Genomic DNA, 21,237 nt, shown 5'->3' with positions numbered 1-21,237 from the left:
GCGATCAGCTGGAACGCACCCGGCGGGACAGCTCGGCGGCGGCCGCCCGCGGGTCCTCCGCGGCGGTGATGGCCCGGACCACGACGATCCGGTGGGCACCGGCGGCCAGCACCTCGTCCACGTTGGCGAGGTCGATCCCTCCGATGGCGAACCACGGACGGTCGGTGGCCTGCTTCGCCGCGTACTCGACCAGGCCGAGGCCCGGCGCCGGGCGGCCCGGCTTGGTCGGGGTCGGCCAGACCGGGCCGGTGCAGAAGTAGTCCACCCCGGGCTCGGCGATCGCCGCGTCCACCTCGGACTCGGCGTGGCAGGACCGGCCGATCAGGACGTCCTCGCCGAGGATCGCCCGGGCGGCCGACACCGGCAGGTCGTCCTGGCCGAGGTGCAGCACGTCCGGCCGGGCCGCGTGGGCGACGTCGGCGCGGTCGTTGACGGACAGCAGCTTGCCGTGGCGACGGCAGGCGTCGGCGAAGACCTCCAGGGCCGCCAGCTCCTGCTTGGCCTCCAACCCCTTGTCGCGCAGCTGGACGATGTCCACGCCGCCCGCCAGCGCCGCGTCGAGGAACTCGGCGAGGTCGCCCTGCTCGCGTCGCGCGTCGGTGCACAGGTAGAGGCGGGCGTCGGCCAGCCTCGTCCGGAGGTCCGTCATCACAGGGCCATGGCCTGGGCGCGGCGCTTGACCTCGGTCGCGCGGTTCTCCCACAGCGCCTGCACCGGGGTTCCGGGCAGCGACGGGTCCTCGGTGAACATCCACTCGATGATCTCGTCGTCGCTGAACCCGCTGTCGCGCAGCACGGTCAGCAGGCCGACCAGGTGCTTCACCGGGCCGGTCTCGTCGATGAAGGCCGCCGGGACCTGCAGCGACTTGTTGGGACCGCGGCGGACCGCGATCAGGTCACCCTTCTTGACCATGTTGCGGACCTCGGTGACCAGCACACCCCACCGCTCGGAGATGTCGGGCAGGTAGAGCCACTCGGGGACCAGGGCTTCGGTCTTGGCATCGATCTCACTCACGGCACCAGACTGCCACCTCGGTGCCCCACCGCGCACACACGCCCCCGGGTCGCGACTACGCCACGGCCGACTTCAGCGGCACCGCCGGGTCCCCCGCGCGGGCCGGGTCCAGCGCCGTACCGCGCTCGATCAGCTTCCGCCCCTGGGTGAGGTCGCGCGGCCGGTCCACGGTCAGCAGCGCGCTCGGCACCCCGTCGCGCAGCCAGAGCACCGCCCACGAGGCGTCCTGCGGGCTGCCGCGCCACAGCGGCTCGTCGCCCTCGGCGTGCCGGCCCGCGTACTGGACCATCCGCCCGAACTGCTCCGACCAGAAGTACGGCACCGGGTCGTACGGCGGCGCGTCCACGCCGAGGACGGCGGCGGCCACCGCCTCGCCGGACTGCAGCGCGTGGTCCCAGTGCTGGACGGCCAGCCGGGCACCGGCCCGGGCCGACGGGTAGCTGACGCAGTCGCCGGCCGCGAAGACGCCGGGCACGCCGGTCCGCAGGTGCGCGTCCACCACGACGGCCCCGGTCCCGTCCAGCTCGACGCCGGAGCCGGCCAGCCACCCGGTCGCGGGCCGGGCGCCGATGCCGACCACCACCTCGTCGGCGGGCAGGTGCGAGCCGTCCGCCAGCAGCACCGCCCCGGGCTCGACGGCCGCCACCCCGACCCCGCAGCGCAGCTCCACCCCGGCCTCGGCGTACCAGGCGGCCATCGCCGAGCCGATCGCGGTCGGCAGCGCACCGGGCAGCGGCGCCGGACCCGCCTCGACCACGGTCACCTCGCAGCCCGCCGCCCGCGCCGCGGTGGACACCTCGGCACCGATCCAGCCCGCGCCGACCAGCACCAGCCGCAGACCGGGGCGCAGCAGCGCGCGCAGCGCCAGCGCGTCGTCCAGGGTGTGCAGCAGGTGCGCCCGCTCGGCACCGGGCAGGGCGCGCGGGACGGCACCGGTGGCGATCACCAGCGAGCCGTACGGGAGGTCACCGCCGTCGGTGTGCAGCACGCCGGGGGTGAGGCCGGTGGCGCGGCGGCCGGTGAGGACCTCGATGCCCAGGTGCGCGTAGTCGATGTCCAGGGTGGTGCTGTCGCTTTTGCCGAGCAGGACGTCCTTGGAAAGCGGCGGCCGGTCGTACGGCGCGTGCGGCTCCTCGCCGACCAGCGTGATCCGCCCCCGCCACCCGCCCTGCCGCAGCTTCAGGGCGCACTGCGCCCCGGCCAGCCCGGCCCCGACGACGACCACCCGATCCGTTCCGTTCAGCTCTGCCACGCCCGTCACTGTACTCAGCGCCACGCCGCCACCCCGGGGCCGTCCACCCTTCGTACGGGCCTTCGGCCGGGCCGCACCCCGGCGTTATGGTGGGGACACCATCACGGGAGCCCGGCGAACCGGGCTGAGAGGCGGGCTGGCACGGCCTGCGACCGTCCGAACCTGATCCGGGTCATACCGGCGAAGGGAGAAGAGCAGCTTTGACACGCTTGCCATCAGGCGCCCGCGCCGACGTCCTGGTGATCGGCGGGGGCATCATCGGCCTCGCCGTCGCCTGGCGGGCGGCGCAGCGCGGGCTGCGGACCGTCGTGGTCGACCCGTCCCCCGGCGGCGGGGCGGCCCAGGTCGCGGCCGGGATGCTCGCCCCGGTCACCGAGCTCCAGTACGGCGAGGAGCCGCTGCTGCACCTCGGCATGGCCTCCAGCGAGCGGTACGCGGACTTCGCCGCCGAGCTGACGGAAGCGAGCGGCGGCCAGGACACCGGCTACCGCCGGTGCGGCACGGTCGCCGTCGCGCTGGACTCCGACGACCGCGAGGAACTGCGCGAACTGCACGCGCTCCACCTGCGACTGGGCCTGGACTCGACCTGGCTGACCGGCCGGGAGGCCCGCAAGCTGGAGCCGATGCTCGCCCCCGGGGTGCGCGGCGGCCTGCACGTCGCGGACGACCACCAGGTGGACGGCCGCCGGATGCTCGACGCGCTGCTCTCCGCCTGCGAAAGCGCCGCGGTCCTGATCCACCGCGCCGAGGCGGTGGAGCTGCTGGTCGAGGGCGGTCGCGCGGTCGGCGCCCGGCTGAGCACCCACGAGACCCTGACCGCCGAGCGGGTCGTCCTCGCCGCGGGCCCGCACAGCCACCGGCTGGCCGGACTGCCCGAGGGCGTGCTGCCCGCGATCCGCCCGGTGAAGGGGCAGGTGCTGCGCCTCCGGATCCCCGACGCCTACCGGCCGTTCCTCTCCCGCAACGTCCGCGCGGTGGTGCGCGGTCAGCACATCTACCTGGTGCCGCGGGAGAACGGCGAGCTGGTCATCGGCGCGACCACCGAGGAGCAGGGCTACGACACCACGGTCACCGCCGGCGGGGTGTACGAACTCCTGCGCGACGCCCACGAGTTGGTCCCGGGGATCACCGAACTCCCGCTGGTGGAGACCTCGGCCGGGCTGCGCCCCGGCTCGCCCGACAACGCACCGTTGCTCGGCCCGACCGCACTGCCGGGGCTGGTCGCCGCCACCGGGCACTACCGCAACGGCGTCCTGCTCACCCCGGTGACCGCCGACCTGGTCTCCGAGTACCTGGCCACCGGCGAACTCCCGGAACTGGCGCGGCCGTTCACCCCGACCCGGTTCTCCCCCGACCCCGCTCGCCCCACCACGAAGGCCCTGGCATGACCGAGACCGCCCCGACCGGCACCACGCCCACCGGCACCGCGCCCACCGACACCGCCCCGACCGACACCGCCCCGACCGAGGTCGCGCTGACGGTCAACGGCGAGCCCCGCGCGGTGCCCGCCACGACGACCCTCGCCGAGGTGGTGGCCACCGTCAGCCGGGCCAACACCGGTGTCGCTGCCGCGCTCAACGAGGCCGTGGTGCCCCGCAGTTCGTGGTCCGAGACGCCGCTGCACCCGGGTGACCGGGTCGAGATCCTCACCGCCGTCCAGGGAGGCTGAGATGGCCGACGACCTGCTGACCATCGCCGGGACGACCTTCTCCTCCCGGCTGATCATGGGCACCGGCGGCGCGCCGAGCCTGGAGGTCCTGGAGCGCGCGCTGCTCGCCTCCGGCACCGAGCTGACCACCGTCGCGATGCGCCGGGTCGCCGCGAACACCCAGGGCTCCGTCCTGGACGTGCTGACTCGCAACGGCATCCGCGTCCTGCCCAACACGGCCGGCTGCTTCACCGCCGGCGAGGCCGTGCTGACGGCCCGGCTGGCCCGCGAGGCGCTCGGCACCGACTGGGTGAAGCTGGAGGTGATCGCCGACGAGCGGACCCTGCTGCCGGACCCGATCGAACTGTTGGACGCCGCCGAGACCCTGGTCGACGACGGCTTCACCGTCCTGCCGTACACCAACGACGACCCGGTGCTGGCCCGCAAGCTGGAGGACGTCGGCTGCGCCGCGATCATGCCGCTGGGCTCGCCGATCGGCTCCGGCCTCGGCATCCGCAACCCGCACAACTTCCAGCTGATCGTGGAGAGCGCGGGCGTCCCGGTGATCCTGGACGCGGGCGCCGGCACCGCATCCGACGTCGCGCTGGCGATGGAGCTGGGCTGCTCCGCGGTGATGCTCGCCTCCGCGGTGACCCGCGCTCAGGACCCGGTGCTGATGGCCGAAGCGATGCGGCACGCCGCCGAGGCGGGTCGGCTCGCCCACCGGGCCGGCCGCATCCCGCGCCGCTTCCACGCCGAGGCCTCCTCCGCGATGGCCGGCCGGGCCGACCTCGACACCCGGGAACGCCCGGCGTTCTGAGGCGTGTCACAAGCCGGGCACAGCTGGGCCCTGGGGCGGTGTCCCCCGGGTCCGGCCGCCCGCCCCGCCACTAGACTCGCGCGGGTGGACATGGCATTGCACGACCCGCTGATCGGCACCCTGCTCGACAACCGGTACCGGGTCGAGCAGCGCATCGCCACCGGCGGGATGTCCACCGTCTACAAGGGCACCGACACCCGGCTGGACCGGGTGGTCGCTCTCAAGGTGATGCACCCCGCGCTGGCCGGGGACGAGGGCTTCACCGCCCGCTTCATCCGCGAGGCCAAGGCGGTCGCCAAGCTCACCCACCCCAATGTGGTCAACGTCTTCGATCAGGGCGCGGACGGCGGAAACGTTTTCCTCGCCATGGAGTACGTGCCCGGCCGCACCCTGCGCGACCTGCTGCGCGACCGCGGCGCGCTCTCCGTCCGGGCCGCGCTGGACGTCCTGGAGCCGGTGCTCGCCGCCCTCGGTGCCGCCCACCGGGCCGGGCTGGTGCACCGCGACGTCAAGCCGGAGAACGTGCTGATCACCGAGGGCGGCCTGGTCAAGGTCGCCGACTTCGGCCTGGTCCGGGTGCTCGGCAGCGCCGACGGCGCGCCCACCTCGACCAGCACCGCCACCGGGGGCACGGTCCTCGGCACCGTCTCCTACCTGGCCCCCGAGCAGATCCTCCCGGACGCCCCCACCGACCAGCGGGTCGACGTCTACGCGGCCGGCATCCTGCTGTACGAGATGCTCACCGGCCGCCGCCCGCACACCGGCGACAACCCCGTCCAGGTCATGTACAAGCACCTGCACGAGGACGTCCCCGCCCCCTCCCTGGTCGCCCCCGCGGTCGGGCCCGAGCTGGACGCCATAGTGGCGGGCGCCTGCGCCCGGGTCGCCGACGCCCGCCCGTACGACGCGGTCGAGCTGCTCGCCGGCCTCCAGCGCGTCCGCCGCACCCTGACCCCGGCCGAGCTGGACGCCGAGCCGCCGGCCTCCGCCCGGCCCAGCCCGCGCTACCCGACCAGCGAGCCGACCTCGGTGATCCAGCCGCCGGCGCGCCCCGCCGACACACCGCCGACGGAGCGCACCAGCGTGCTGGACGTCCCTCCGGAGCTGATGGACCAGCTGCTCACCGAGCCACGCCCGTACGACGAGCCGGCCCCGGTGCGCGAGCGCCGACCCGGGCTGCTGCGCCGGGTCCCCCGCAAGGCGCTGATCTGGGCCGCCGCGCTGACCGCGCTGGTGCTGGCGGTCGGAGGCGCCACCTACGGGCTCTCCGAGGGGCTGTACGGCTCGGTGCCCGGGGTGCTCGGCAAGGACCGGGCCGAGGCGCAGCGGATCCTGGACAAGGAGGGCCTGCACGGCAGGTTCGTGGAGGCGTTCAGCGAGTCCGTCCCGTCCGGGCAGGTGATCTCCACCGACCCCGGGGTGGGCGCACGCGCCCGCCGGAGCGACAACATCACCGTCACCGTCTCCAAGGGCCCCAAGCGGATCGCGGTGCCGGACGTCGTCGGCAAGAGCGCCGCCGACGCCGCCGCGGCCCTGGCCGGCGCCCAGCTGACCAGGGGCAGCGTGACCGAGACCTACGACGACGGTGTCCCGGAGGGCTCGGTGATCAGCAGCTCGCCGGCGGCCGGGCAGCAGCTGCAGGAGAACGCCGCGGTGTCGCTGGTGGTCAGCAAGGGCATGGTGCCGGTCCCGAACGTCACCGGGCTGACCAAGGACGAGGCGCAGAAGGCGCTGCAGGCCGCGGGCTTCACCATGCAGACCAGCGGCTGGGACGTGTTCGGCGCGGTCAAGGTGAACGGCCAGTCCCCGGCGGCGGGCGAGCGGCGGCCGCAGCGCAGCGCGGTGACGGTCAGGTTCTCGCTGTTCTGACGGCTCTCGGCGCTGACGGCATTCGGTTCCGACGGCTCTCGGTGCTGACGGGTCTCGGTGCTGACGGCTCTCGGCCGGGCTCAGCGCAGCGGGCCCTCGCCCGGCTCCTCCTGGTAGGAGTAGCGCTGCTCGCGCCAGGGGTCGGCGAGGTTGTGGTAGCCGCGCTCCTCCCAGAAGCCGCGCCGGTCGGCCCGCATGTACTCCACCGCGCGGACCCACTTGGGGCCCTTCCAGGCGTACAGCTGCGGCACGACCAGCCGGACCGGGAAGCCGTGCTCGGCGGTCAGCGCCTCGCCGTTGCGGTGGGTGGCGAGCAGGGTGCGCGGGTCGGCGAAGTCGGCCAGCCGCAGGTTGGCGCTGTAGCCGTACTCGGCCCAGACCATCACATGGGTGACGCCGGGCGCCGGGGGCACCAGGTCGAGCACGGCGGCGGCCGACACGCCCGTCCAGACGTTGCCGAGGACGGAGAACTTGGTGACGCAGTGCATGTCGGCGACGACGGTGGTGCGCGGCAGGGCGTTGAAGGCCTCGAAGTCCCAGCTGTGCTTCTCCGCCGAGGCGGTGGCGCCGAACACCTGGAGGTCCCAGGTCAGCGGCTTGAAGCGGGGCACCGGACCGTAGTGCAGAGCGGGCCAGCCGCGCTGTGCGCGCTGGCCCGGAGGGAGCCTCGGGTCAGACGGCGGAAGCTGTTCGTGTTTGGACTGACCCATGGATCCATGGTGACAGACGGCGGACGGGCGCCGACGCGCGCCCCTTGGCCAGGGTTCACGCCCCGCCCGTACGGGCCAAAGGTCGATCACCCACTGACCCGATTCCCCCCAAATCGGATATTCCGACACATGTCCTAGTGAGTGTGAACTTACTGGAATTCCTTCCCGTCGCGGTGCCAGGATGCCCAGCGCAGGCCCCACCCCAGGACGAGCGCAGGAGGCACCGCCATGCAGGGCGATCCCGAGGTCATCGAGTTCCTCAACGAGCAGCTCACCGCCGAGCTCACCGCGATCAACCAGTACTTCCTGCACGCCAAGATGCAGGAGAACTTCGGCTGGACGAAGCTCGCCAAGTACACCCGGCACGAGTCCTTCGACGAGATGAAGCACGCCGAGACGCTCACCGACCGGATCCTGTTCCTGGAGGGCCTGCCCAACTACCAGCGACTGTTCCACGTCCGGATCGGCCAGACGGTCAAGGAGATGTTCGAGGCCGACCGCCAGATCGAGGTGGAGGCGATCGACCGGCTCAAGCGCGGGGTCGTGGTGATGCGGGCCAAGAACGACGTCACCTCGGCGAACATCTTCGAGGACATCCTGGCCGACGAGGAACACCACATCGACTACCTCGACACCCAGCTGGAGCTCCTGGAGAAGCTCGGCGAGCCTCTCTACCTCGCCCAGCTCATCGAGCAGCCGGAGTCCTGAGCCCCCGGACGGCAGACCCAGGACGGCAGACCCCGGGCGGCGGGCCTCAGGCCACGCGCAGCGGGACCATCGGGGCGACCGGCGCGAACGGGGCGACCGGGGCGAGCGGCGCCGCAGCCGGAACCGCCACGGTCGCCGGGGCGGTCGGCGCTCCGGCGACGGGCGCGTCCTGCGCCTCCGGGTCGGCGAGGCCGAGCTTCGCGGCCAGCCTGGCGGTCGGGCAGGGCCGGGCGCCGTGCTCGCCGAGCAGCGCCTGGATCCGGCGCACGCAGGAGCCGCAGTCGGTGCCGGCCTTGCAGCCCTTCGCTATCTGGCGGGGGGTGTTGGCACCCCCGTCGATCGCCTTCTTCACCTGGTCCTCGGTGACCGCATGGCACATGCACACGTACATCGCGGTCTCTCCCAGGGTGAAGCGTGGAGTGGATCTTGACTAAGGCTTGCCTTAGTTCACTAAGCCTCACCTTACCCGGCGATCCGGGTACGAAAAAGCCCCTCCGGGCTCGGGAATCCCGAAACCGGAGGGGCCTTCGTCACATTCGCCCGCGGAGCGGAGGGCTCACTGCCCCCGGTACATCTCCGCGACCAGGAACGCCAGGTCCAGCGACTGGCTGCGGTTGAGCCGCGGGTCGCAGGCCGTCTCGTAGCGCTGGTGCAGGTCGTCCACCAGGACCTCGTCGCCGCCGCCGACGCACTCGGTGACGTCGTCGCCGGTCAGCTCCACGTGGATGCCGCCCGGGTGGGTGCCGAGCGCGCGGTGCACCTCGAAGAAGCCCTTGACCTCGTCCAGGACGTCGTCGAAGCGGCGGGTCTTGTGCCCGCTGGAGGCCTCGAAGGTGTTGCCGTGCATCGGGTCGCAGATCCACACCGGCTTGGCACCGGAGGCGGTGACCTTCTCCACCAGGGCGGGCAGGTGGTCGCGGATCTTGCCCGCGCCCATCCGGGTGATGAAGGTCAGCCGGCCGGGCTCGCGCTCCGGGTCCAGCTTCTCGATCAGGGCCAGTGCCTCGTCCACCGAGGTGGTCGGGCCGAGCTTGACGCCGATCGGGTTGCGGACCTTCGAGGCGAACTCGATGTGCGCGTGGTCCAGCTGCCGGGTGCGCTCACCGATCCACACCATGTGGCCGGAGACGTCGTACAGCTCGCCGGTGCGCGAGTCCACGCGGGTCAGCGCGGTCTCGTAGTCGAGGACCAGCGCCTCGTGCGAGGAGAAGAACTCGACGGTCTTGAACTCCTCCGGCGCGACACCACAGGCGTTCATGAACGCCAGGGCGTTGTCGATCTCCCGGGCGAGCTGCTCGTAGCGCTGACCGGCCGGCGAGTTGCGGACGAAGTCCTGGTTCCAGGCGTGCACCTGGCGCAGGTCGGCGTAACCACCGGTGGTGAACGCGCGCACCAGGTTGAGCGTCGCGGCGGACGCGTTGTACATCCGCTTCAGGCGCTCCGGGTCCGGGATGCGGGACTCCGGGGTGAACTCGAAGCCGTTCACCGAGTCGCCCCGGTAGACCGGCAGGGTCACGCCGTCGCGGGTCTCGGTCGACTTGGAGCGCGGCTTGGAGTACTGGCCGGCGATCCGGCCGACCTTCACCACCGGCACCGAGGCCGCGTACGTCAGCACGGCTGCCATCTGCAGCAGGGTCTTCAGCTTGTTGCGGATGTGCTCCGCCGAGACGCCGTCGAAGGCCTCGGCACAGTCACCACCCTGGAGGAGGAAGGCCTCCCCGCGCGCCACGGCTCCGAGCCGGGCGCGCAGCTGGTCGCACTCGCCGGCGAAGACGAGCGGCGGATACGAGGCGAGCTCGGCAAGGGTCTTGCGCAGAGCCTCTTGGTCCGGCCATTCAGGCTGCTGCGCCGCGGGCAGGGACTGCCAGGAGTGGGCAGCCCTCGATGTCTCAGTCGTAGCGGTCACACCGCCAAGGCTACGGGGTGACACGGCCGATCCGTGACCATTGCCCGAGTGGTGAGACGCATCTCGGACAAACGCGTGATTCAGCCTCACCCGTCCTGCCGGATCCGCTACGCTCGAGCCATGCACGCGCACCACAACTACTCCTGGTGGTGGGCCTCCCCCATGGGTGGCCCACCGATCGCGCGTTCCTGAGCGAACACACGACGGCCGCCCCTCGGGGCGGCCGTCGGCGTTTGAGCAGACGGCCCCTCCGGGAGCGGATCCCAGCACCGCCCTCGCCATGCACCCGGAAGGAAGCCGCACCGTGACCACCGCCACCGACCTGCTCACCCGTCTCACCAGCCCCGGCGCTCCCGCCTTCGCCCTGCTGCACCGCCGCACCCCCCGCATCGCCCCGGACACCGTCGAGGTGCTGCTCGGCACCGTCGACAGCTACGAACACCTCGCCGACCTCCCGGTGCGCACCGGCATCCCGGCCGACGGCGGCCCGGTGCACGACCTGCTCGCGCTCGTCCCGTACCGGCAGATCCGCGAGCGCGGCTTCGAGGCGCACGACGACGGCACCCCGCTGCAGGCCCTCTCGGTAGCCGAGCAGCACGTCCTCTCCTTGGCCGAATTCACCACCGCCCTACCGAAGTTGCCGGTCTCACTCACCGGCGGCGCGTTCGATGTGGACGACGATTCGTACGCCTCGATCGTCCGTCGGGTGATCGAGGACGAGATCGGCAACGGCGAGGGCGCCAACTTCGTGATCCGGCGGGACTTCCACGCCACCCTGGAGGACTTCTCCCCGGCCCTCGCCTTGACGCTGTTCCGGCGGCTGCTGGAGCAGGAGCGCGGCGCCTACTGGACCTTCCTGGTGCACACCGGCGAGCGGGTCCTGGTCGGCGCCTCGCCCGAGGTGCACGTCCGGCAGAGCGGCGGCACCGTCGTGATGAACCCGATCTCCGGCACCTACCGCTATCCCGCGGGCGGCTCCGACCTCGACTCGCTGCTCCAGTTCCTGCACGACCCCAAGGAGTTGGAGGAGCTCACCATGGTCGTGGACGAGGAGCTCAAGATGATGTGCACGGTCGGCGACCTCGGCGGCCAGGTGCTCGGGCCCCGGCTCAAGGAGATGGCCCACCTCGCCCACACCGAGTACGAGCTGCGCGGACGCACCTCGCTGGACGTCCGCGAGGTGCTCCGCGAGACGATGTTCGCCGCCACCGTCACCGGCAGCCCGGTCGAGAACGCCACCCGGGTCATCCGGCGCTACGAGCCCTCCGGGCGCGGCTACTACTCCGGCGCGCTCGCCCTGATCGGACGGTCCGCCAGCGGCGGGCAGCTGCTGGACTCCCCGATCTGCATCCGCACCGCCGACATCGACCCGGCCACCGGTCGGCTGGTCGTCCGGGTCGGCGCCACCCTGGTGCGCCACTCCGTCCCCGAGTCCGAGGTCGCCGAGACCCACGCCAAGGCCGCCGGGGTACTCACCGCGATCGGCGCCCGGCCCGCGCCCACCAGGCTGCCCCACCCGGTCGGCCCCCGGCTCGCCGACGACCACCGGGTGCAGGCCGCCCTCGACGCCCGCCGGGCCAGCCTCGCCCCGTTCTGGCTGCGGATGCAGACGCCGACCCCGGTCACCGAGGCCGAGCCGACCCTGGTCGTCGACGGCGAGGACACCTTCACCTCGATGCTCGCCCACCTGCTCGGCTCGCTCGGACACCGGGTGCGGGTCGTGCGCTACGACGAGCCGGGGCTGCGCGAGCTGGTCGCGGCGCACCGCGGCCCGCTGGTGCTCGGCCCCGGCCCCGGCGACCCGGCGCTCGCCGACGACCCCAAGATGTCCGTGCTGCGGCCGATCGTCGCGGACACCCTGGCCGCCGTCCGCTCCGGTGCCCGGACCGCGCCGCTGCTCGCGGTCTGCCTCGGCCACCAGCTGCTCTCCGCCGAGCTAGGGCTGGCGCTGGGCCGCAAGGCCGTCCCGTACCAGGGGGCGCAGGAGAGCATCGACCTGTTCGGCACCAAGCGGACGGTCGGCTTCTACAACGCCTTCACCGCGCGCTGCTCGGAGGCCGACGTGGTCCGGCTCGCCGCGGAGGGCATCGAGGTCTCCCGGGACGCCGCCACCGGCGACATCCACGCCCTGCGCGGGCCCGGCTTCGCGGGCCTGCAGTTCCACCCCGAGTCGGTGCTCACCCGCGAGGGCGTGGACATCGTGGCCGGCCTGCTCCGCGAGGTGGCGGCGGTACAGCGCTGAGCAGCCGAGTGACCGGGTGGCCGACGGGCCCCGGGCGGACGCACCGCCCGGGGCCCGTCGGATCCCGCCGTCTCGGATCCCGCCGTCTCAGATCTCGTCGTCCAGGCCCTGCTCGATCGCGTACCGGACCAGCTCCACCCGGTTGTGCAGCTGCAGCTTCCCGAGCGTGTTCTGCACGTGGTTCTGCACCGTGCGGTGCGACAGCACCAGCCGGTCCGCGATCTGGCGGTACGACAGGCCCTTCGCCACCAGCCGCAGCACCTCGGTCTCCCGGGTGGTCAGCTGCGGGGCGGCCGGCGCCGAGGCCGGGGCCGGCTCGGCGGCCAGCCGGCGGAACTCACCGAGCACCAGGCCCGCCAGGCCCGGGGTGAACACCGCGTCGCCGACGGCCGTACGCCGCACCGCGTCCAGCAGCTCCTCCCGCCCGGCCGACTTCACCAGGTACCCGGTCGCGCCGGACTTCACCGCCTCCAGCACGTCCTGGTGCTCCCCGCTGGCCGACAGCACCAGCACCCGCACCGCCGGGTCGTGCGCGACCACCTGGCGGCACACCTCGGCACCGGGCAGCCCGGGCAGGTTGAGGTCCAGCACGACGACCTGCGGCGAGCATGCGCGGGCACGGCGCACGGCCTCCTCGCCGTCGCCCGCCGTGGCCACCACGTCCAGCCCGGACTCGGCGAGGTCGCGCGAGACGGCGTCCCGCCACATCGGGTGGTCGTCCACCACCATCACCCGCACCGGCCGGTCGGTGGTCGGCTGATCGGTCATCAGCTGGTCGGTCATGGAGTGGCCTTCCTCGGGACGCGCAGTTCGACCTCGACACCCTCCCCGGGCGCCGAGTACAGCTCGGCCGTGCCGCCGAGGTCCAGCAGCCGGCCGCGGATGGACTGGGAGACGCCGAGCCGCCCGGCCCGCTCCGCCTCGCCGAGCCGGCCGGGGGCGAAGCCCGGGCCGTCGTCGCGGATGCTGACCGTCACGGCCTCCGGCTCGTCCTCGACCAGGATCCAGGCCCGGGCGTCCTCCCCGGCGTGCCGGCGGACGTTGTCGACGGCCGCGCCGACCGCGGCGGCGAGCTCGCCCGCCGCCGGGGCGGGCAGCAGCACAGGGGTACCGGGAGCGGAGAGCGTGATCCGCTCGTCGGCGTACGGGCGCAGCAGCGCGGTGAGGTCGCGCGGCTCGGCGGCGTCGGGCTCCGGCAGTCGCTGCGCCGGGATCGGGCCGCCGGTCATCAGCGTCCGCAGCGCCCGCTCCTGCTCCCCGGCCAGGCGGCCCAGCTCGGCGAAGGACGCGCCGGCGCCGGTGTCCGTCCCCCCGCCCAGCTCCGCGCCGCGCCGCTGGACCAGCGCCAGCACCTGCAGCACGCCGTCGTGGATGTCCCGGGAGAGCCGCTCGCGCTCCCGGGTGGCCGCCTCGACCTGCAGCGCCCGGGTGAGCGTGGCCTCACTGGCCCGGGCCAGCTCGATCACGTAGCCGATCGCGCACCCGGCGACCATCAGCAGCACGATGTTGTGGATGTTGTCGCCGGTCGGCCCGCCGTGGCCGAGGATGTTGGCGACGCCGATCACGGAGCCCGAGGCCGCAGCCGGGCGCCAGCCGCCCTTCGCGGCGCAGCCGAGCACCGTCCCGGCGGCCCAGATGGTGGGCAGGGTGGGGGCGCCGTGGCTGATCCGGGCCGGGGCGTCGGTCAGGCCGCTCATCACGACGCCGGTGACGACGAGGGTGAGGTCGACGCCCAGGACGTACCAGGTGCAGCGCTGCGGGTTGGCGAAGGCCCGGGTGGTGGCGAGGGTCCAGAGGGTGAGCGCGCCGAGGAAGATCCAGCCGGCCACCGGGTGCAGGAAGTGCAGGTACGAGTTGAAGTACCGCAGCAGCGCGTAGATCAGGGCCAGCACGCGGAAGTAGGAGATGGCCTTCCACAGCGGGAGTTCGACGGACATGCCGCCGGCCGCCACCGTGCCGCCCACCGCGCCGGCTCTGCCGCCGTCCGTCATCCGTCCCTCCCCCGGGCCCGGCCGGGCCGTCAGGACGACCCGGTCTCCTTGTCCTTCTCCGCCTCGGCTGCCTTCTCGGCCTTCTCGGCTTCGGCGGCCTCGGCCTTCTCCGCCTTGGCGGCCGCGCGGCGTTCGGCGTCGGCCTTCTTCTTCTCGTCGGCGATCTGCCGCTTGGCGGCGGTCGCGTAGATGTCCACGTACTCCTGGCCGGAGAGCCGCATGATCTCGTACATCACCTCGTCCGTCACCGAACGGAGGATGAAGCGGTCGTTCTCCATGCCGTGGTAGCGGGAGAAGTCCAGCGGGCGGCCGATCCGGATGCCGGGGCGGATGCCGAAGTTCGGGATCACCTGGCCGGGCGGCTGCACCTTCTCGGTGTCGATCATGGCGACCGGGATCACCGGGGCGCCGGTGGCCAGCGCGACGCGGGCCAGACCGCCGACCTTGCCGCGGTACAGCTTGCCGTCGGGCGAGCGGGTGCCCTCCGGGTAGACGCCGAACAGCTCGCCGCGCTCCAGCACCGCGATCGCGCTGCGGATCGCGGCCTCGCCGGCGCCGCGCACGCCCGAGCGGTCCACCGGCAGCTGGCCGACGCCCTTGAAGAACGCGGCGGTCAGCCGGCCCTTGAGGCCCGGGGTGTTGAAGTACTCGGCCTTCGCGATGAAGGTCACCCGGCGCTTGATCAGCGCGGGGAAGAAGAACGAGTCCGAGAAGGACAGGTGGTTGCTCGCGATGATCGCCGCACCCTCGGTGGGGATGTTCTCCTCACCCTCGATCCACGGCCGGAAGAAGATCCGAAGCAGTGGCGCGACGATCATCTTCATCAGTCGGTAGAACAACCCGGGCCTCCTGTTATGCGGACCGGTCGATCCTAATGCCCCGCGGCCGTCGGCTGTGCCCGGCCCCGCCGAAGGGGGTGTACGACCCGGCGCGGGGCGTGGGACGATGCGAATTCCTGCAGCTCCCCTCCAGCGTTCCCTCCCCCAGCGCCACCCGCCCGCGAAGGAGTCCGCCATGCCGCTGCTGCCCGGTGCCGAACCATACCGCCACCGCGGCGGACCGGTGGGGGTGCTGCTCTGCCACGGCTTCACCGGATCGCCCCAGTCGCTGCGGCCGTGGGCCGAGGAGCTGGCCGCGGCCGGGTTCACCGTGTCGCTGCCACTGCTGCCGGGGCACGGCACGCGCTGGCAGGACATGCAGCTCACCCGCTGGGAGGACTGGTACGCCGAGGTCGAGCGCGAGCTGCTGGCCCTCGCCGAGGAGTGCGAGCAGGTCTTCGTCTGCGCGCTGTCGATGGGCGGAGCGCTGGCCCTGCGGCTGGCCGCGGTGCACGGACCGACGGTCTCCGGGCTGGTGCTGGTCAACCCGTCGGTGCGCTCGGACACCCCCGCGAGTGCGCTGCTTCCGGTGCTGCGCCACCTCGTCCCGAGCACGGCCGGGGTCGCCAACGACATCGCCAAGACCGGGGCCACCGAACTCGGCTACGACCGGACGCCGCTGCACGCCGCCTGGTCGCTGAGCCGGCTGTGGCGGGAGGTGCAGCACCGCCTGCCGGAGGTGACCCAGCCGGTGCTGCTCTTCCACAGCCCGCAGGACCACGTGGTCTCGCCGGCCAACTCGGAACTGGTGCTGGCCCGGATATCCTCGACCGACGTGACGGAGCGGCTGTGCCAGCGCAGCTTCCACGTCGCGACGCTGGACCACGACGCGGCGGAAATATTCGCGGCCAGCCAGGACTTCATCCGACGGCTGGCCCCCGCGCACGCGGCGGGCGCAACCCGGGACGAATCCGACGATCACCATGGCTGAAGGGCCGGAAGTGCACGAGAGCAGCACGGCGGGCGGCGGGGACGAGGCTCCCCGCGAGGACGGCGCGACGAGGGACGACGGGGTGAAGGACGGCGTCACCCCCGGCGGTGCGCCGACGGACCGTACCGGCGCGGACGGCGCCGTGACGCCCCCCTCCGCCGAGGACGCCGGCGGGGACGCCGCCGAACCGCGGCCGCGCCGCGCGCCCGAGCGCAGCCAGGCCGAGCAGGACGAGATCTTCGCCGCCCTGGTCGCCCAGTTCGACGACCCGGTCGACCTCAACAACCCCAACTGGCCCGAGGTCGAGAACCTCCGCGCCCAGAACGAGCTCAAGGGCGGCTACAAGGACGGCACCGGCGGCCGCGGCGAGCCGGACGACCTCTCCGACCTCGCCCCGCAGCCGCGCCCCCGCTCCGGCCGCCCGGTGCTGCCGGCCGCCACCGCGGGCCCGCGCGACTTCGAGCTGGCCGAGGAGACCGACGAGGGCCACTACGTCCCGCCGGAGCCCCCGCCGCTGCCCGCCGCCGACGTGACCGCCAAGTTCGCCTGGCTCGCCGTGCTCGGCGGCCCGGCACTGCTGCTGATCGACGCCGTGGTCTGGCAGGAGATCTCGGGCTGGCCCGCCTGGGTCGGGATCACCGCCTTCCTCGGCGGCTTCGTCACCCTGGTGGCCCGGATGCGGGACCGCGACGAGGACGAGCCTGAGGACCCGGACCACGGCGCGGTGGTCTAGCGTTCCGGGATCTCCAGGACGGCGAGCACCGGCAGGTGGTCGGTCGCGGCCCGCAGGTCGGCCTCGGTGACTCCGGGCAGGCCGTGCGGCACCCCGCAGCCGAGGACGGTGATCCCGGGCGTGGCGAAGACGGCGTCGATCCGCTGGTAGGGGCGTTCCGGTACGGAGGTGAACTCGCCGCCCCAGGGCGCGGTCGGGTACCCGTCCTGCAGCCGGGCGGCCAGCAGCTGCCAGCCCGGCCCGTCCGGGTGCTCGTTGAAGTCCCCTGCCACGATGCCGTGTTCGGCGATCCCGAGCTGGTCGAGCAGCAGCTCGAACTGCCCGTATCGCTCCTCGGCGTCCAGGCTGAGGTGGCAGCTGGTCAGGGTGAACGGTGCCGAGCCGGGCAGCCGCAGCAGCGCGGTGGCGAAGCCCCGGGCGTGCAGGCCGCGGGTCTTGGGCAGCAGCCGGTCGTGTACGCCCAGCACCTGCGCCGCGCCGGGCCGGCCGAGTAGCAGCGGACCGGCGGCGGTGCGGCCGCCACCGGCCAGGACCACCGTCCCGGTGTTCCGGGCCAGCCGGCCCGCCTGGCCCTCGGGGCGCCAGTAGCGCGGCGACTCCTGGATGCAGACCAGGTCCGGCGCGCAGGCCCGGATCACCCGGGCCAGCGCCCGCCGGTCGTCCCGCAGCGAGCGGATGTTGTAGCTGAGCAGGCGCAGCCGGCGCGGCCCGGCCGGCGGCAACGGTTCGACGGCCGCGGCGGTCGCGGTCGCTCCGGTCGTGGTCGCGGCGGTCGCGGTCGCTCCGGTCGTGGTCGCGGCGGTCATCGAGGCCCTCCCCGGTACGTCGTCACCCTCACGACGGTAATGCGACGGCGACGGCGCGTCCGGGATTGGTCGGGGCCCGGTCGCACCGCCGCCGGCGGGCTTGGGAGAGCTCTACTCAGGGGGTGCGGGCCAGGTCGGCGGCGCCGACGATGCCGGCGGCGGAGCCCATCGAGGCCAGGACGACCTCGGCGCGCGGGCGGTGCACACCACCGGTCAGGTAGTGCTCGAAGGCCTTGGCGACCGGGTCGAGCAGCAGGCGGCCGGAGTCGGAGACGCCGCCGCCGAGCACGAAGACGCCCGGGTCGAACAGTGCGGCGAGGTCGGCCATGCCGCGGCCCAGCCAGTCGGCCAGGTCGGCGTAGCACTCCAGGGCGAGCGGGTCGCCGTCCTCGGCCGCCTCGGTGATGTGGATGCCGCGGATGGTCTCGGCGACGCCGTCGTTGAGCTCCAGCATCCGGCGGCCGCGCACCGGGTCGGCCGCCGCCTTCTCCCGGCCGTATCGACGCAGCGCGCGCCCGGAGCCGTACTGCTCCCAGCAGCCCTTGCCGCCGCAGCCGCACTGCAGGCCGTCCGGGACCATGTTGAGGTGGCCGATCTCGCCGGCCACGCCGAAGCGGCCGCGGTGCAGCCGGCCGTCCAGGACGATGCCGCCGCCGATGCCGGTACCGACGGTGATCAGCACCATGTCCTGGTGGTCGGCGGCCGCGCCGAAGCGGAACTCGGCCCAGGCGGCACAGTTGGCGTCGTTCTCGACGACCGTGGACAGACCGGTGAGTTCCTCGATCCGGCCGCGCAGCGGCTCGTTCTCCCAGTCGATGTTGGGCGCGAAGATCACCGTGGAGCGGTTGCCGTCCACGAAGCCGGGGGCGCCGACGCCGACCGCGGCGACGTCGGGGTGCTGCTCCTTGAGCTCGCGCACCGCCTGCGCGATGGCGTCGACCGCCCACTGCGGGTCGGCCGGGGTGGGCACCCTGGTCCGGGCCAGGATCGCGCCCGCCTCGTCGACCACGCCTGCCGCGATCTTGGTCCCGCCGACATCGACGCCGATGGTCAGAGCCATGTGTCCCTCAGCTATTCACTCGTTCCCGCTGGACGGAACGGTACCGCCCAACCCTGCCCCCGTCACCACCCTCGCATACATTATCCGAAGACAATCTCGGGACAACCGGGCCGCAATGCTTCAAAAGTCGTATCTAATCTCCTTCTTCGTGACGCACGAGAGCAACGCGGTCACCCTCCGAAAGTTACGGTTTCACTGCTTGGCGGACGGCTCGTCAGGCCCGTCGAGGTCGATCTTCTCGGTGGCCGCACTCTGCCCGGCGGTCCAGCGGCTCTCGTGCCCGGCGACGGCGGCGCGGTAGGCGGCCAGCAGCTCGACGCCCGCGGCGGCGATCCCGGAGCCGGCGGCGGCGAGGTGGGTGTAGACCTCCGGCTGCTGGGTGCGCAGGCGGTCGGCCAGACCGGACAGGGTGATCAGGGTGGTGGCACTGGCCTCCTGGGCCTTCTCGCCGAGCGCGCCCGCGAACCGGCGCACCTCGTCCACCAGCGGGCCCAGCTCCGGCCCGAACGGGTGAGCCTGCCCGTCAGCCCGATCCGCCTGCTCGGCGTGATCGGTACGGTCCCCGGCGGGCTCGGTGCGGTCCCCGGCGGGCTCGGTACGGTCCCCAGCGGGCTCAGTGCGGTCCCCGGCGTGATCGGTGCGGTCCCCGGCGGGCTCGGTGCGGTCGTCGGTGCTGGTCATCGCGGGCGCCTCCTCGGCCGTGGCCGCACCCCGCGGCCCTCCGGCCCGACGCTACCCGACCGGCCACCTGGCCCGGCAAGGCCGGACGGCCCGTCAGCCCTGCGGCCAGAGCGAAGGGTCGGGCGCGAACCGCACCGAGAGCACCGTGCCCTGCAGCCCCGCCCCGGCCACCGTGCAGCGGCGCAGCGCGGAGGGCAGGGAGAGCACCCGGCGGTGGGCACCGAGGCCGACCACCAGGTCGTCGCCCCGGCGGACCAGGTCCAGCTCGGCCCGGTCGGCGCCGGGCAGGTCGAGGTGCCAGACCAGCAGGCCCTCCGCGGCGAGCCGGTCCTCGACCGTCCAGGGCGACGGGTCGAGCCGCTCGGGCCCGGGGCCGTCCCCGTACAGGCGGTCGGCGACGGCTTCCAGGGTGGCCTCGGCGAGACCGGTGACCAGCACCGGGGCGTCGGTCGCGGCGGCGAGCCCGGCCAGCTCCTCCTGCCGGCGGCGGGCCAGCGCGGCCAGCCAGGGGTCGGGCGAGGAGGCGGCGGCCTCGGGCAGCGCGCCGTGCACGACCACCGCGTCCGGCCGGTGCCCGTACAGCGCGAGCCCGGCCCGGATCCGGCGCAGCTCCTCGTACGGGTGGCCGTCGGCCGGGACGACCAGGCGCACGCTGGTGCCGGGGTCGGTGATCGCGGCGCGGGACTCGGCGAGCGCTGCGGCGGCCTTGCCTCGGCCTTCGTAGAGCCAGTCGGCGGGCATCGGGACCCCGGCCAGTCCGGCCAGCAGCGGGCGCAGCGCGCGGGCGGCCTGCCGCTGCTCGGGGACGAGCCGGTCCAGGTAGCGCGCCAGCTGCTCGGGCAGGGCGAGGGTGGCGATCAGCTCGGCGGGCGGCGGGGCGAGCACGACCAGGACGTCCTGGTCGGCGGCGGGCAGGGCGCGCAGCAGGGCGAGCCGGGCGATGCCGGGGAGGGCGGTGAGCTCCTCGGGGTCGAGCTGTTCGGCGCCGAGCAGGTCGAGGGCGGGCTTGAGCCGGCCGGTGAGCTCGCCGACGGCGTAGCGGAAGGCGGCCTGCTCGTCGATCCGGGAGACGGTCAGGCCCGCTGCGTACCGGAGCGGCTCGGGCTCCAGCCGGGTGCCGAGGGCGGAGTCCAGCGCGCGGTGCGGGTCGTCGGCCGCCAGCAGCCAGGTGCGGTGGCCGCGCCGCGCGGCGTGCAGGGCGGTGGCGGCGGCCACCGCGGGTGCGCCCGCGTCGCCGCTGACCAGGATGGTGCGTGTCGCCGTCATGCCGTCGGCCCCCGTTCCGCCGTGTCAGCCCTCGACGCGCTTCTTCAGCCCGGCCAGGGCGCGGTCGATGATGACCTTCTCGGCCTTGCGCTTGATCATGCCGAGCATCGGGATCTTGACGTCCACGGCGAGCTGGTAGGTCACCTCGGTGCGGCCGCCGGAGAGCGGGGCGAGGGTGTACGAGCCGTCCAGCGAGCGGAGCATCTGGCTGCGCACGAGGGTCCAGCCGACCTCGCGGTCGCCGTTCCAGGTGTAGGCGAGGACGTGCTCGTCGCGGATGGCACCGGCGTCGAGCAGCAGCCGGACCTGGGCGGCGCGGCCGTCCTCGCCGGTCTCCAGGACCTCGATCTCCTTGACCTCGCCGGTCCAGGCCGGGTAGGCGGCGAAGTCGGCGATCACGGCCATGACCGTGGCCGGGGTCGCGTCGATGGTGATGCTCGACCTGGTGTGCTCCGCCATGGAATGGCCCTCCGCGTCGTCCCTCTGCCTGCCGGTCCGGCCGGGGCGCGCTCGGCCCGGTCCGCCCGGAGCAGGCTATCGCGACCGGCGATCGGCTCGACGGCGCGGGCCTTGCCGGGCGGGCGTACGCGGAGGCGAGCGGGCGATAATCACCCACGCTACCGCCCGGTCAGCACGGGCTGCCGTAGGGTGCCATTCGAACGACCCGGTCACGGCCTGGTCGGACCCGGCCGGGTGTGACACTTCGAACACCGGGGCCGACC

22 protein-coding genes and 1 riboswitch are annotated in these 21,237 nt (G+C 73.6%); of the genes, 8 read left to right on the top strand and 14 right to left on the bottom strand.

Translation table 11 applies throughout. The annotated features are described in order from the left end of the window. Nucleotides 1-4: 4 nt before the first annotated feature. Genes thiE through ACZ3TI_RS06975 form a run of 3 tightly spaced genes read right to left on the bottom strand, consistent with a single transcriptional unit; the run spans nucleotide 5 to nucleotide 2,275 of the window. Complete coding sequence (gene thiE / locus ACZ3TI_RS06985) at nucleotides 5-649, bottom strand: thiamine phosphate synthase (RefSeq protein WP_465724205.1); 645 nt, start codon at nucleotides 647-649, stop codon at nucleotides 5-7. Continuing rightward, the gene (locus tag ACZ3TI_RS06980) at nucleotides 649-1,014 is read right to left on the bottom strand and encodes an Rv2175c family DNA-binding protein (protein WP_465724203.1); all 366 of its coding nucleotides are present in this window, start codon (nucleotides 1,012-1,014) and stop codon (nucleotides 649-651) included. The genes thiE and ACZ3TI_RS06980 overlap by 1 nt, the downstream gene beginning before the upstream one ends. A gap of 55 nt (nucleotides 1,015-1,069) precedes the next feature. After that, the gene (locus ACZ3TI_RS06975) at nucleotides 1,070-2,275 is read right to left on the bottom strand and encodes an NAD(P)/FAD-dependent oxidoreductase (protein WP_465724243.1); all 1,206 of its coding nucleotides are present in this window, start codon (nucleotides 2,273-2,275) and stop codon (nucleotides 1,070-1,072) included. A gap of 84 nt (nucleotides 2,276-2,359) precedes the next feature. Continuing rightward, nucleotides 2,360-2,472, top strand: a riboswitch (TPP riboswitch). A 3-nt stretch (nucleotides 2,473-2,475) separates the two neighbouring features. Here ACZ3TI_RS06975 and thiO point away from each other — a divergent pair. The 4 genes from thiO (at nucleotide 2,476) to pknB (ending at nucleotide 6,603) form a co-directional block, all read left to right on the top strand. Continuing rightward, complete coding sequence (gene thiO, locus ACZ3TI_RS06970) at nucleotides 2,476-3,654, top strand: glycine oxidase ThiO (protein WP_465724201.1); 1,179 nt, start codon at nucleotides 2,476-2,478, stop codon at nucleotides 3,652-3,654. Further along, a complete protein-coding gene (thiS, locus tag ACZ3TI_RS06965; RefSeq protein WP_465724199.1) occupies nucleotides 3,651-3,935 on the top strand; it encodes a sulfur carrier protein ThiS in 285 nt (94 codons plus the stop codon). The genes thiO and thiS overlap by 4 nt, the downstream gene beginning before the upstream one ends. Before the next feature lies 1 nt (nucleotide 3,936). Further along, a complete protein-coding gene (locus tag ACZ3TI_RS06960; protein WP_465724197.1) occupies nucleotides 3,937-4,734 on the top strand; it encodes a thiazole synthase in 798 nt (265 codons plus the stop codon). A 90-nt stretch (nucleotides 4,735-4,824) separates the two neighbouring features. Then, nucleotides 4,825-6,603, top strand: coding sequence for a Stk1 family PASTA domain-containing Ser/Thr kinase (pknB, locus tag ACZ3TI_RS06955; protein ID WP_465724241.1), 1,779 nt, complete (start codon nucleotides 4,825-4,827; stop codon nucleotides 6,601-6,603). An 80-nt stretch (nucleotides 6,604-6,683) separates the two neighbouring features. On the opposite strand, the gene ACZ3TI_RS06950 is transcribed toward pknB, so the two are convergent. After that, nucleotides 6,684-7,313, bottom strand: a complete 630-nt coding sequence (locus ACZ3TI_RS06950) for a sulfite oxidase-like oxidoreductase (RefSeq protein WP_465724195.1) — start codon at nucleotides 7,311-7,313, stop codon at nucleotides 6,684-6,686. 228 nt (nucleotides 7,314-7,541) lie between these two features. On the opposite strand from ACZ3TI_RS06950, the gene bfr reads away from it, so the two are divergent. Next, a complete protein-coding gene (gene bfr, locus ACZ3TI_RS06945; RefSeq protein WP_465724193.1) occupies nucleotides 7,542-8,021 on the top strand; it encodes a bacterioferritin in 480 nt (159 codons plus the stop codon). A 46-nt stretch (nucleotides 8,022-8,067) separates the two neighbouring features. Here the strand turns inward: bfr and ACZ3TI_RS06940 are convergent, their stop codons facing one another. Both ACZ3TI_RS06940 and ACZ3TI_RS06935 read right to left on the bottom strand, forming a co-directional pair. Beyond that, complete coding sequence (locus ACZ3TI_RS06940) at nucleotides 8,068-8,412, bottom strand: (2Fe-2S)-binding protein (RefSeq protein WP_465724191.1); 345 nt, start codon at nucleotides 8,410-8,412, stop codon at nucleotides 8,068-8,070. A 165-nt stretch (nucleotides 8,413-8,577) separates the two neighbouring features. Next, entirely contained in the window at nucleotides 8,578-9,927 is a 1,350-nt protein-coding gene (locus ACZ3TI_RS06935) for a class II 3-deoxy-7-phosphoheptulonate synthase (RefSeq protein WP_465724189.1), read from the bottom strand. A 280-nt stretch (nucleotides 9,928-10,207) separates the two neighbouring features. Here ACZ3TI_RS06935 and ACZ3TI_RS06930 point away from each other — a divergent pair, with 280 nt between their 5' ends. Beyond that, on the top strand, nucleotides 10,208-12,169 hold the full coding sequence (locus tag ACZ3TI_RS06930; protein WP_465724187.1) for an anthranilate synthase family protein: 1,962 nt from the start codon (nucleotides 10,208-10,210) through the stop codon (nucleotides 12,167-12,169). An 87-nt stretch (nucleotides 12,170-12,256) separates the two neighbouring features. Here the strand turns inward: ACZ3TI_RS06930 and ACZ3TI_RS06925 are convergent, their stop codons facing one another. The 3 genes from ACZ3TI_RS06925 to ACZ3TI_RS06915 are packed head-to-tail and all read right to left on the bottom strand — an operon-like array spanning nucleotide 12,257 to nucleotide 14,999. Further along, a complete protein-coding gene (locus ACZ3TI_RS06925; RefSeq protein WP_465724185.1) occupies nucleotides 12,257-12,952 on the bottom strand; it encodes a response regulator in 696 nt (231 codons plus the stop codon). After that, nucleotides 12,949-14,160 carry a MacS family sensor histidine kinase gene (gene macS / locus ACZ3TI_RS06920; protein WP_465724183.1) on the bottom strand — a complete coding sequence of 404 codons (1,212 nt, stop codon included), beginning with the start codon at nucleotides 14,158-14,160 and terminating at the stop codon, nucleotides 12,949-12,951. The genes ACZ3TI_RS06925 and macS overlap by 4 nt, the downstream gene beginning before the upstream one ends. Nucleotides 14,161-14,189: 29 nt before the next feature. Beyond that, nucleotides 14,190-14,999, bottom strand: coding sequence for a lysophospholipid acyltransferase family protein (locus ACZ3TI_RS06915; RefSeq protein ID WP_465724182.1), 810 nt, complete (start codon nucleotides 14,997-14,999; stop codon nucleotides 14,190-14,192). A 175-nt stretch (nucleotides 15,000-15,174) separates the two neighbouring features. Here ACZ3TI_RS06915 and ACZ3TI_RS06910 point away from each other — a divergent pair, with 175 nt between their 5' ends. Together ACZ3TI_RS06910 and ACZ3TI_RS06905 are read left to right on the top strand one after the other, a co-directional pair. Beyond that, on the top strand, nucleotides 15,175-15,969 hold the full coding sequence (locus ACZ3TI_RS06910) for an alpha/beta hydrolase (RefSeq protein ID WP_465724180.1): 795 nt from the start codon (nucleotides 15,175-15,177) through the stop codon (nucleotides 15,967-15,969). Further along, the gene (locus ACZ3TI_RS06905) at nucleotides 15,962-16,702 is read left to right on the top strand and encodes a hypothetical protein (RefSeq protein ID WP_465724178.1); all 741 of its coding nucleotides are present in this window, start codon (nucleotides 15,962-15,964) and stop codon (nucleotides 16,700-16,702) included. Before ACZ3TI_RS06910 ends, ACZ3TI_RS06905 begins: the two co-directional genes overlap by 8 nt. Here ACZ3TI_RS06905 and ACZ3TI_RS06900 read toward each other — a convergent pair. The 5 genes from ACZ3TI_RS06900 to ACZ3TI_RS06880 all read right to left on the bottom strand — a co-directional run bounded on the left by ACZ3TI_RS06900 (nucleotide 16,699) and on the right by ACZ3TI_RS06880 (nucleotide 20,974). Continuing rightward, entirely contained in the window at nucleotides 16,699-17,508 is an 810-nt protein-coding gene (locus ACZ3TI_RS06900; RefSeq protein ID WP_465724176.1) for an endonuclease/exonuclease/phosphatase family protein, read from the bottom strand. The genes ACZ3TI_RS06905 and ACZ3TI_RS06900 overlap by 4 nt on opposite strands. Before the next feature lie 115 nt (nucleotides 17,509-17,623). Continuing rightward, entirely contained in the window at nucleotides 17,624-18,568 is a 945-nt protein-coding gene (locus tag ACZ3TI_RS06895) for an ROK family glucokinase (RefSeq protein WP_465724174.1), read from the bottom strand. Between the two features lie 192 nt (nucleotides 18,569-18,760). Further along, nucleotides 18,761-19,249, bottom strand: a complete 489-nt coding sequence (locus ACZ3TI_RS06890; RefSeq protein WP_465724172.1) for a DUF5304 family protein — start codon at nucleotides 19,247-19,249, stop codon at nucleotides 18,761-18,763. 93 nt (nucleotides 19,250-19,342) lie between these two features. Beyond that, the gene (locus tag ACZ3TI_RS06885; RefSeq protein ID WP_465724170.1) at nucleotides 19,343-20,515 is read right to left on the bottom strand and encodes an ArsA family ATPase; all 1,173 of its coding nucleotides are present in this window, start codon (nucleotides 20,513-20,515) and stop codon (nucleotides 19,343-19,345) included. Between the two features lie 24 nt (nucleotides 20,516-20,539). After that, nucleotides 20,540-20,974, bottom strand: coding sequence for an SRPBCC family protein (locus ACZ3TI_RS06880; protein WP_465724168.1), 435 nt, complete (start codon nucleotides 20,972-20,974; stop codon nucleotides 20,540-20,542). Nucleotides 20,975-21,237: the final 263 nt, after the last annotated feature.

This window comes from Kitasatospora sp. NPDC023120 (assembly GCF_055560835.1).
The sequence above is the reverse complement of the archived record's forward strand: the minus strand, read 5'-3'. Positions and strand labels throughout refer to the sequence as shown.

What these genes read in the sequence shown, in the direction of transcription:
- ACZ3TI_RS06940 (WP_465724191.1), bottom strand. Translation starts at nt 8,412, where the DNA reads ATGTACGTGTGCATGTGCCATGCGGTCACCGAGGACCAGGTGAAGAAG.
- ACZ3TI_RS06880 (WP_465724168.1), bottom strand. Translation starts at nt 20,974, where the DNA reads ATGGCGGAGCACACCAGGTCGAGCATCACCATCGACGCGACCCCGGCC.
- ACZ3TI_RS06885 (WP_465724170.1), bottom strand. Translation starts at nt 20,515, where the DNA reads ATGACGGCGACACGCACCATCCTGGTCAGCGGCGACGCGGGCGCACCC.
- ACZ3TI_RS06905 (WP_465724178.1), top strand. Translation starts at nt 15,962, where the DNA reads ATGGCTGAAGGGCCGGAAGTGCACGAGAGCAGCACGGCGGGCGGCGGG.
- ACZ3TI_RS06950 (WP_465724195.1), bottom strand. Translation starts at nt 7,313, where the DNA reads ATGGGTCAGTCCAAACACGAACAGCTTCCGCCGTCTGACCCGAGGCTC.
- ACZ3TI_RS06960 (WP_465724197.1), top strand. Translation starts at nt 3,937, where the DNA reads ATGGCCGACGACCTGCTGACCATCGCCGGGACGACCTTCTCCTCCCGG.
- bfr (WP_465724193.1), top strand. Translation starts at nt 7,542, where the DNA reads ATGCAGGGCGATCCCGAGGTCATCGAGTTCCTCAACGAGCAGCTCACC.
- ACZ3TI_RS06925 (WP_465724185.1), bottom strand. Translation starts at nt 12,952, where the DNA reads ATGACCGACCAGCTGATGACCGATCAGCCGACCACCGACCGGCCGGTG.
- pknB (WP_465724241.1), top strand. Translation starts at nt 4,825, where the DNA reads ATGGCATTGCACGACCCGCTGATCGGCACCCTGCTCGACAACCGGTAC.
- ACZ3TI_RS06930 (WP_465724187.1), top strand. Translation starts at nt 10,208, where the DNA reads ATGCACCCGGAAGGAAGCCGCACCGTGACCACCGCCACCGACCTGCTC.
- ACZ3TI_RS06895 (WP_465724174.1), bottom strand. Translation starts at nt 18,568, where the DNA reads ATGGCTCTGACCATCGGCGTCGATGTCGGCGGGACCAAGATCGCGGCA.
- ACZ3TI_RS06890 (WP_465724172.1), bottom strand. Translation starts at nt 19,249, where the DNA reads ATGACCAGCACCGACGACCGCACCGAGCCCGCCGGGGACCGCACCGAT.
- ACZ3TI_RS06900 (WP_465724176.1), bottom strand. Translation starts at nt 17,508, where the DNA reads ATGACCGCCGCGACCACGACCGGAGCGACCGCGACCGCCGCGACCACG.
- thiE (WP_465724205.1), bottom strand. Translation starts at nt 649, where the DNA reads ATGACGGACCTCCGGACGAGGCTGGCCGACGCCCGCCTCTACCTGTGC.
- ACZ3TI_RS06910 (WP_465724180.1), top strand. Translation starts at nt 15,175, where the DNA reads ATGCCGCTGCTGCCCGGTGCCGAACCATACCGCCACCGCGGCGGACCG.
- thiS (WP_465724199.1), top strand. Translation starts at nt 3,651, where the DNA reads ATGACCGAGACCGCCCCGACCGGCACCACGCCCACCGGCACCGCGCCC.
- macS (WP_465724183.1), bottom strand. Translation starts at nt 14,160, where the DNA reads ATGACGGACGGCGGCAGAGCCGGCGCGGTGGGCGGCACGGTGGCGGCC.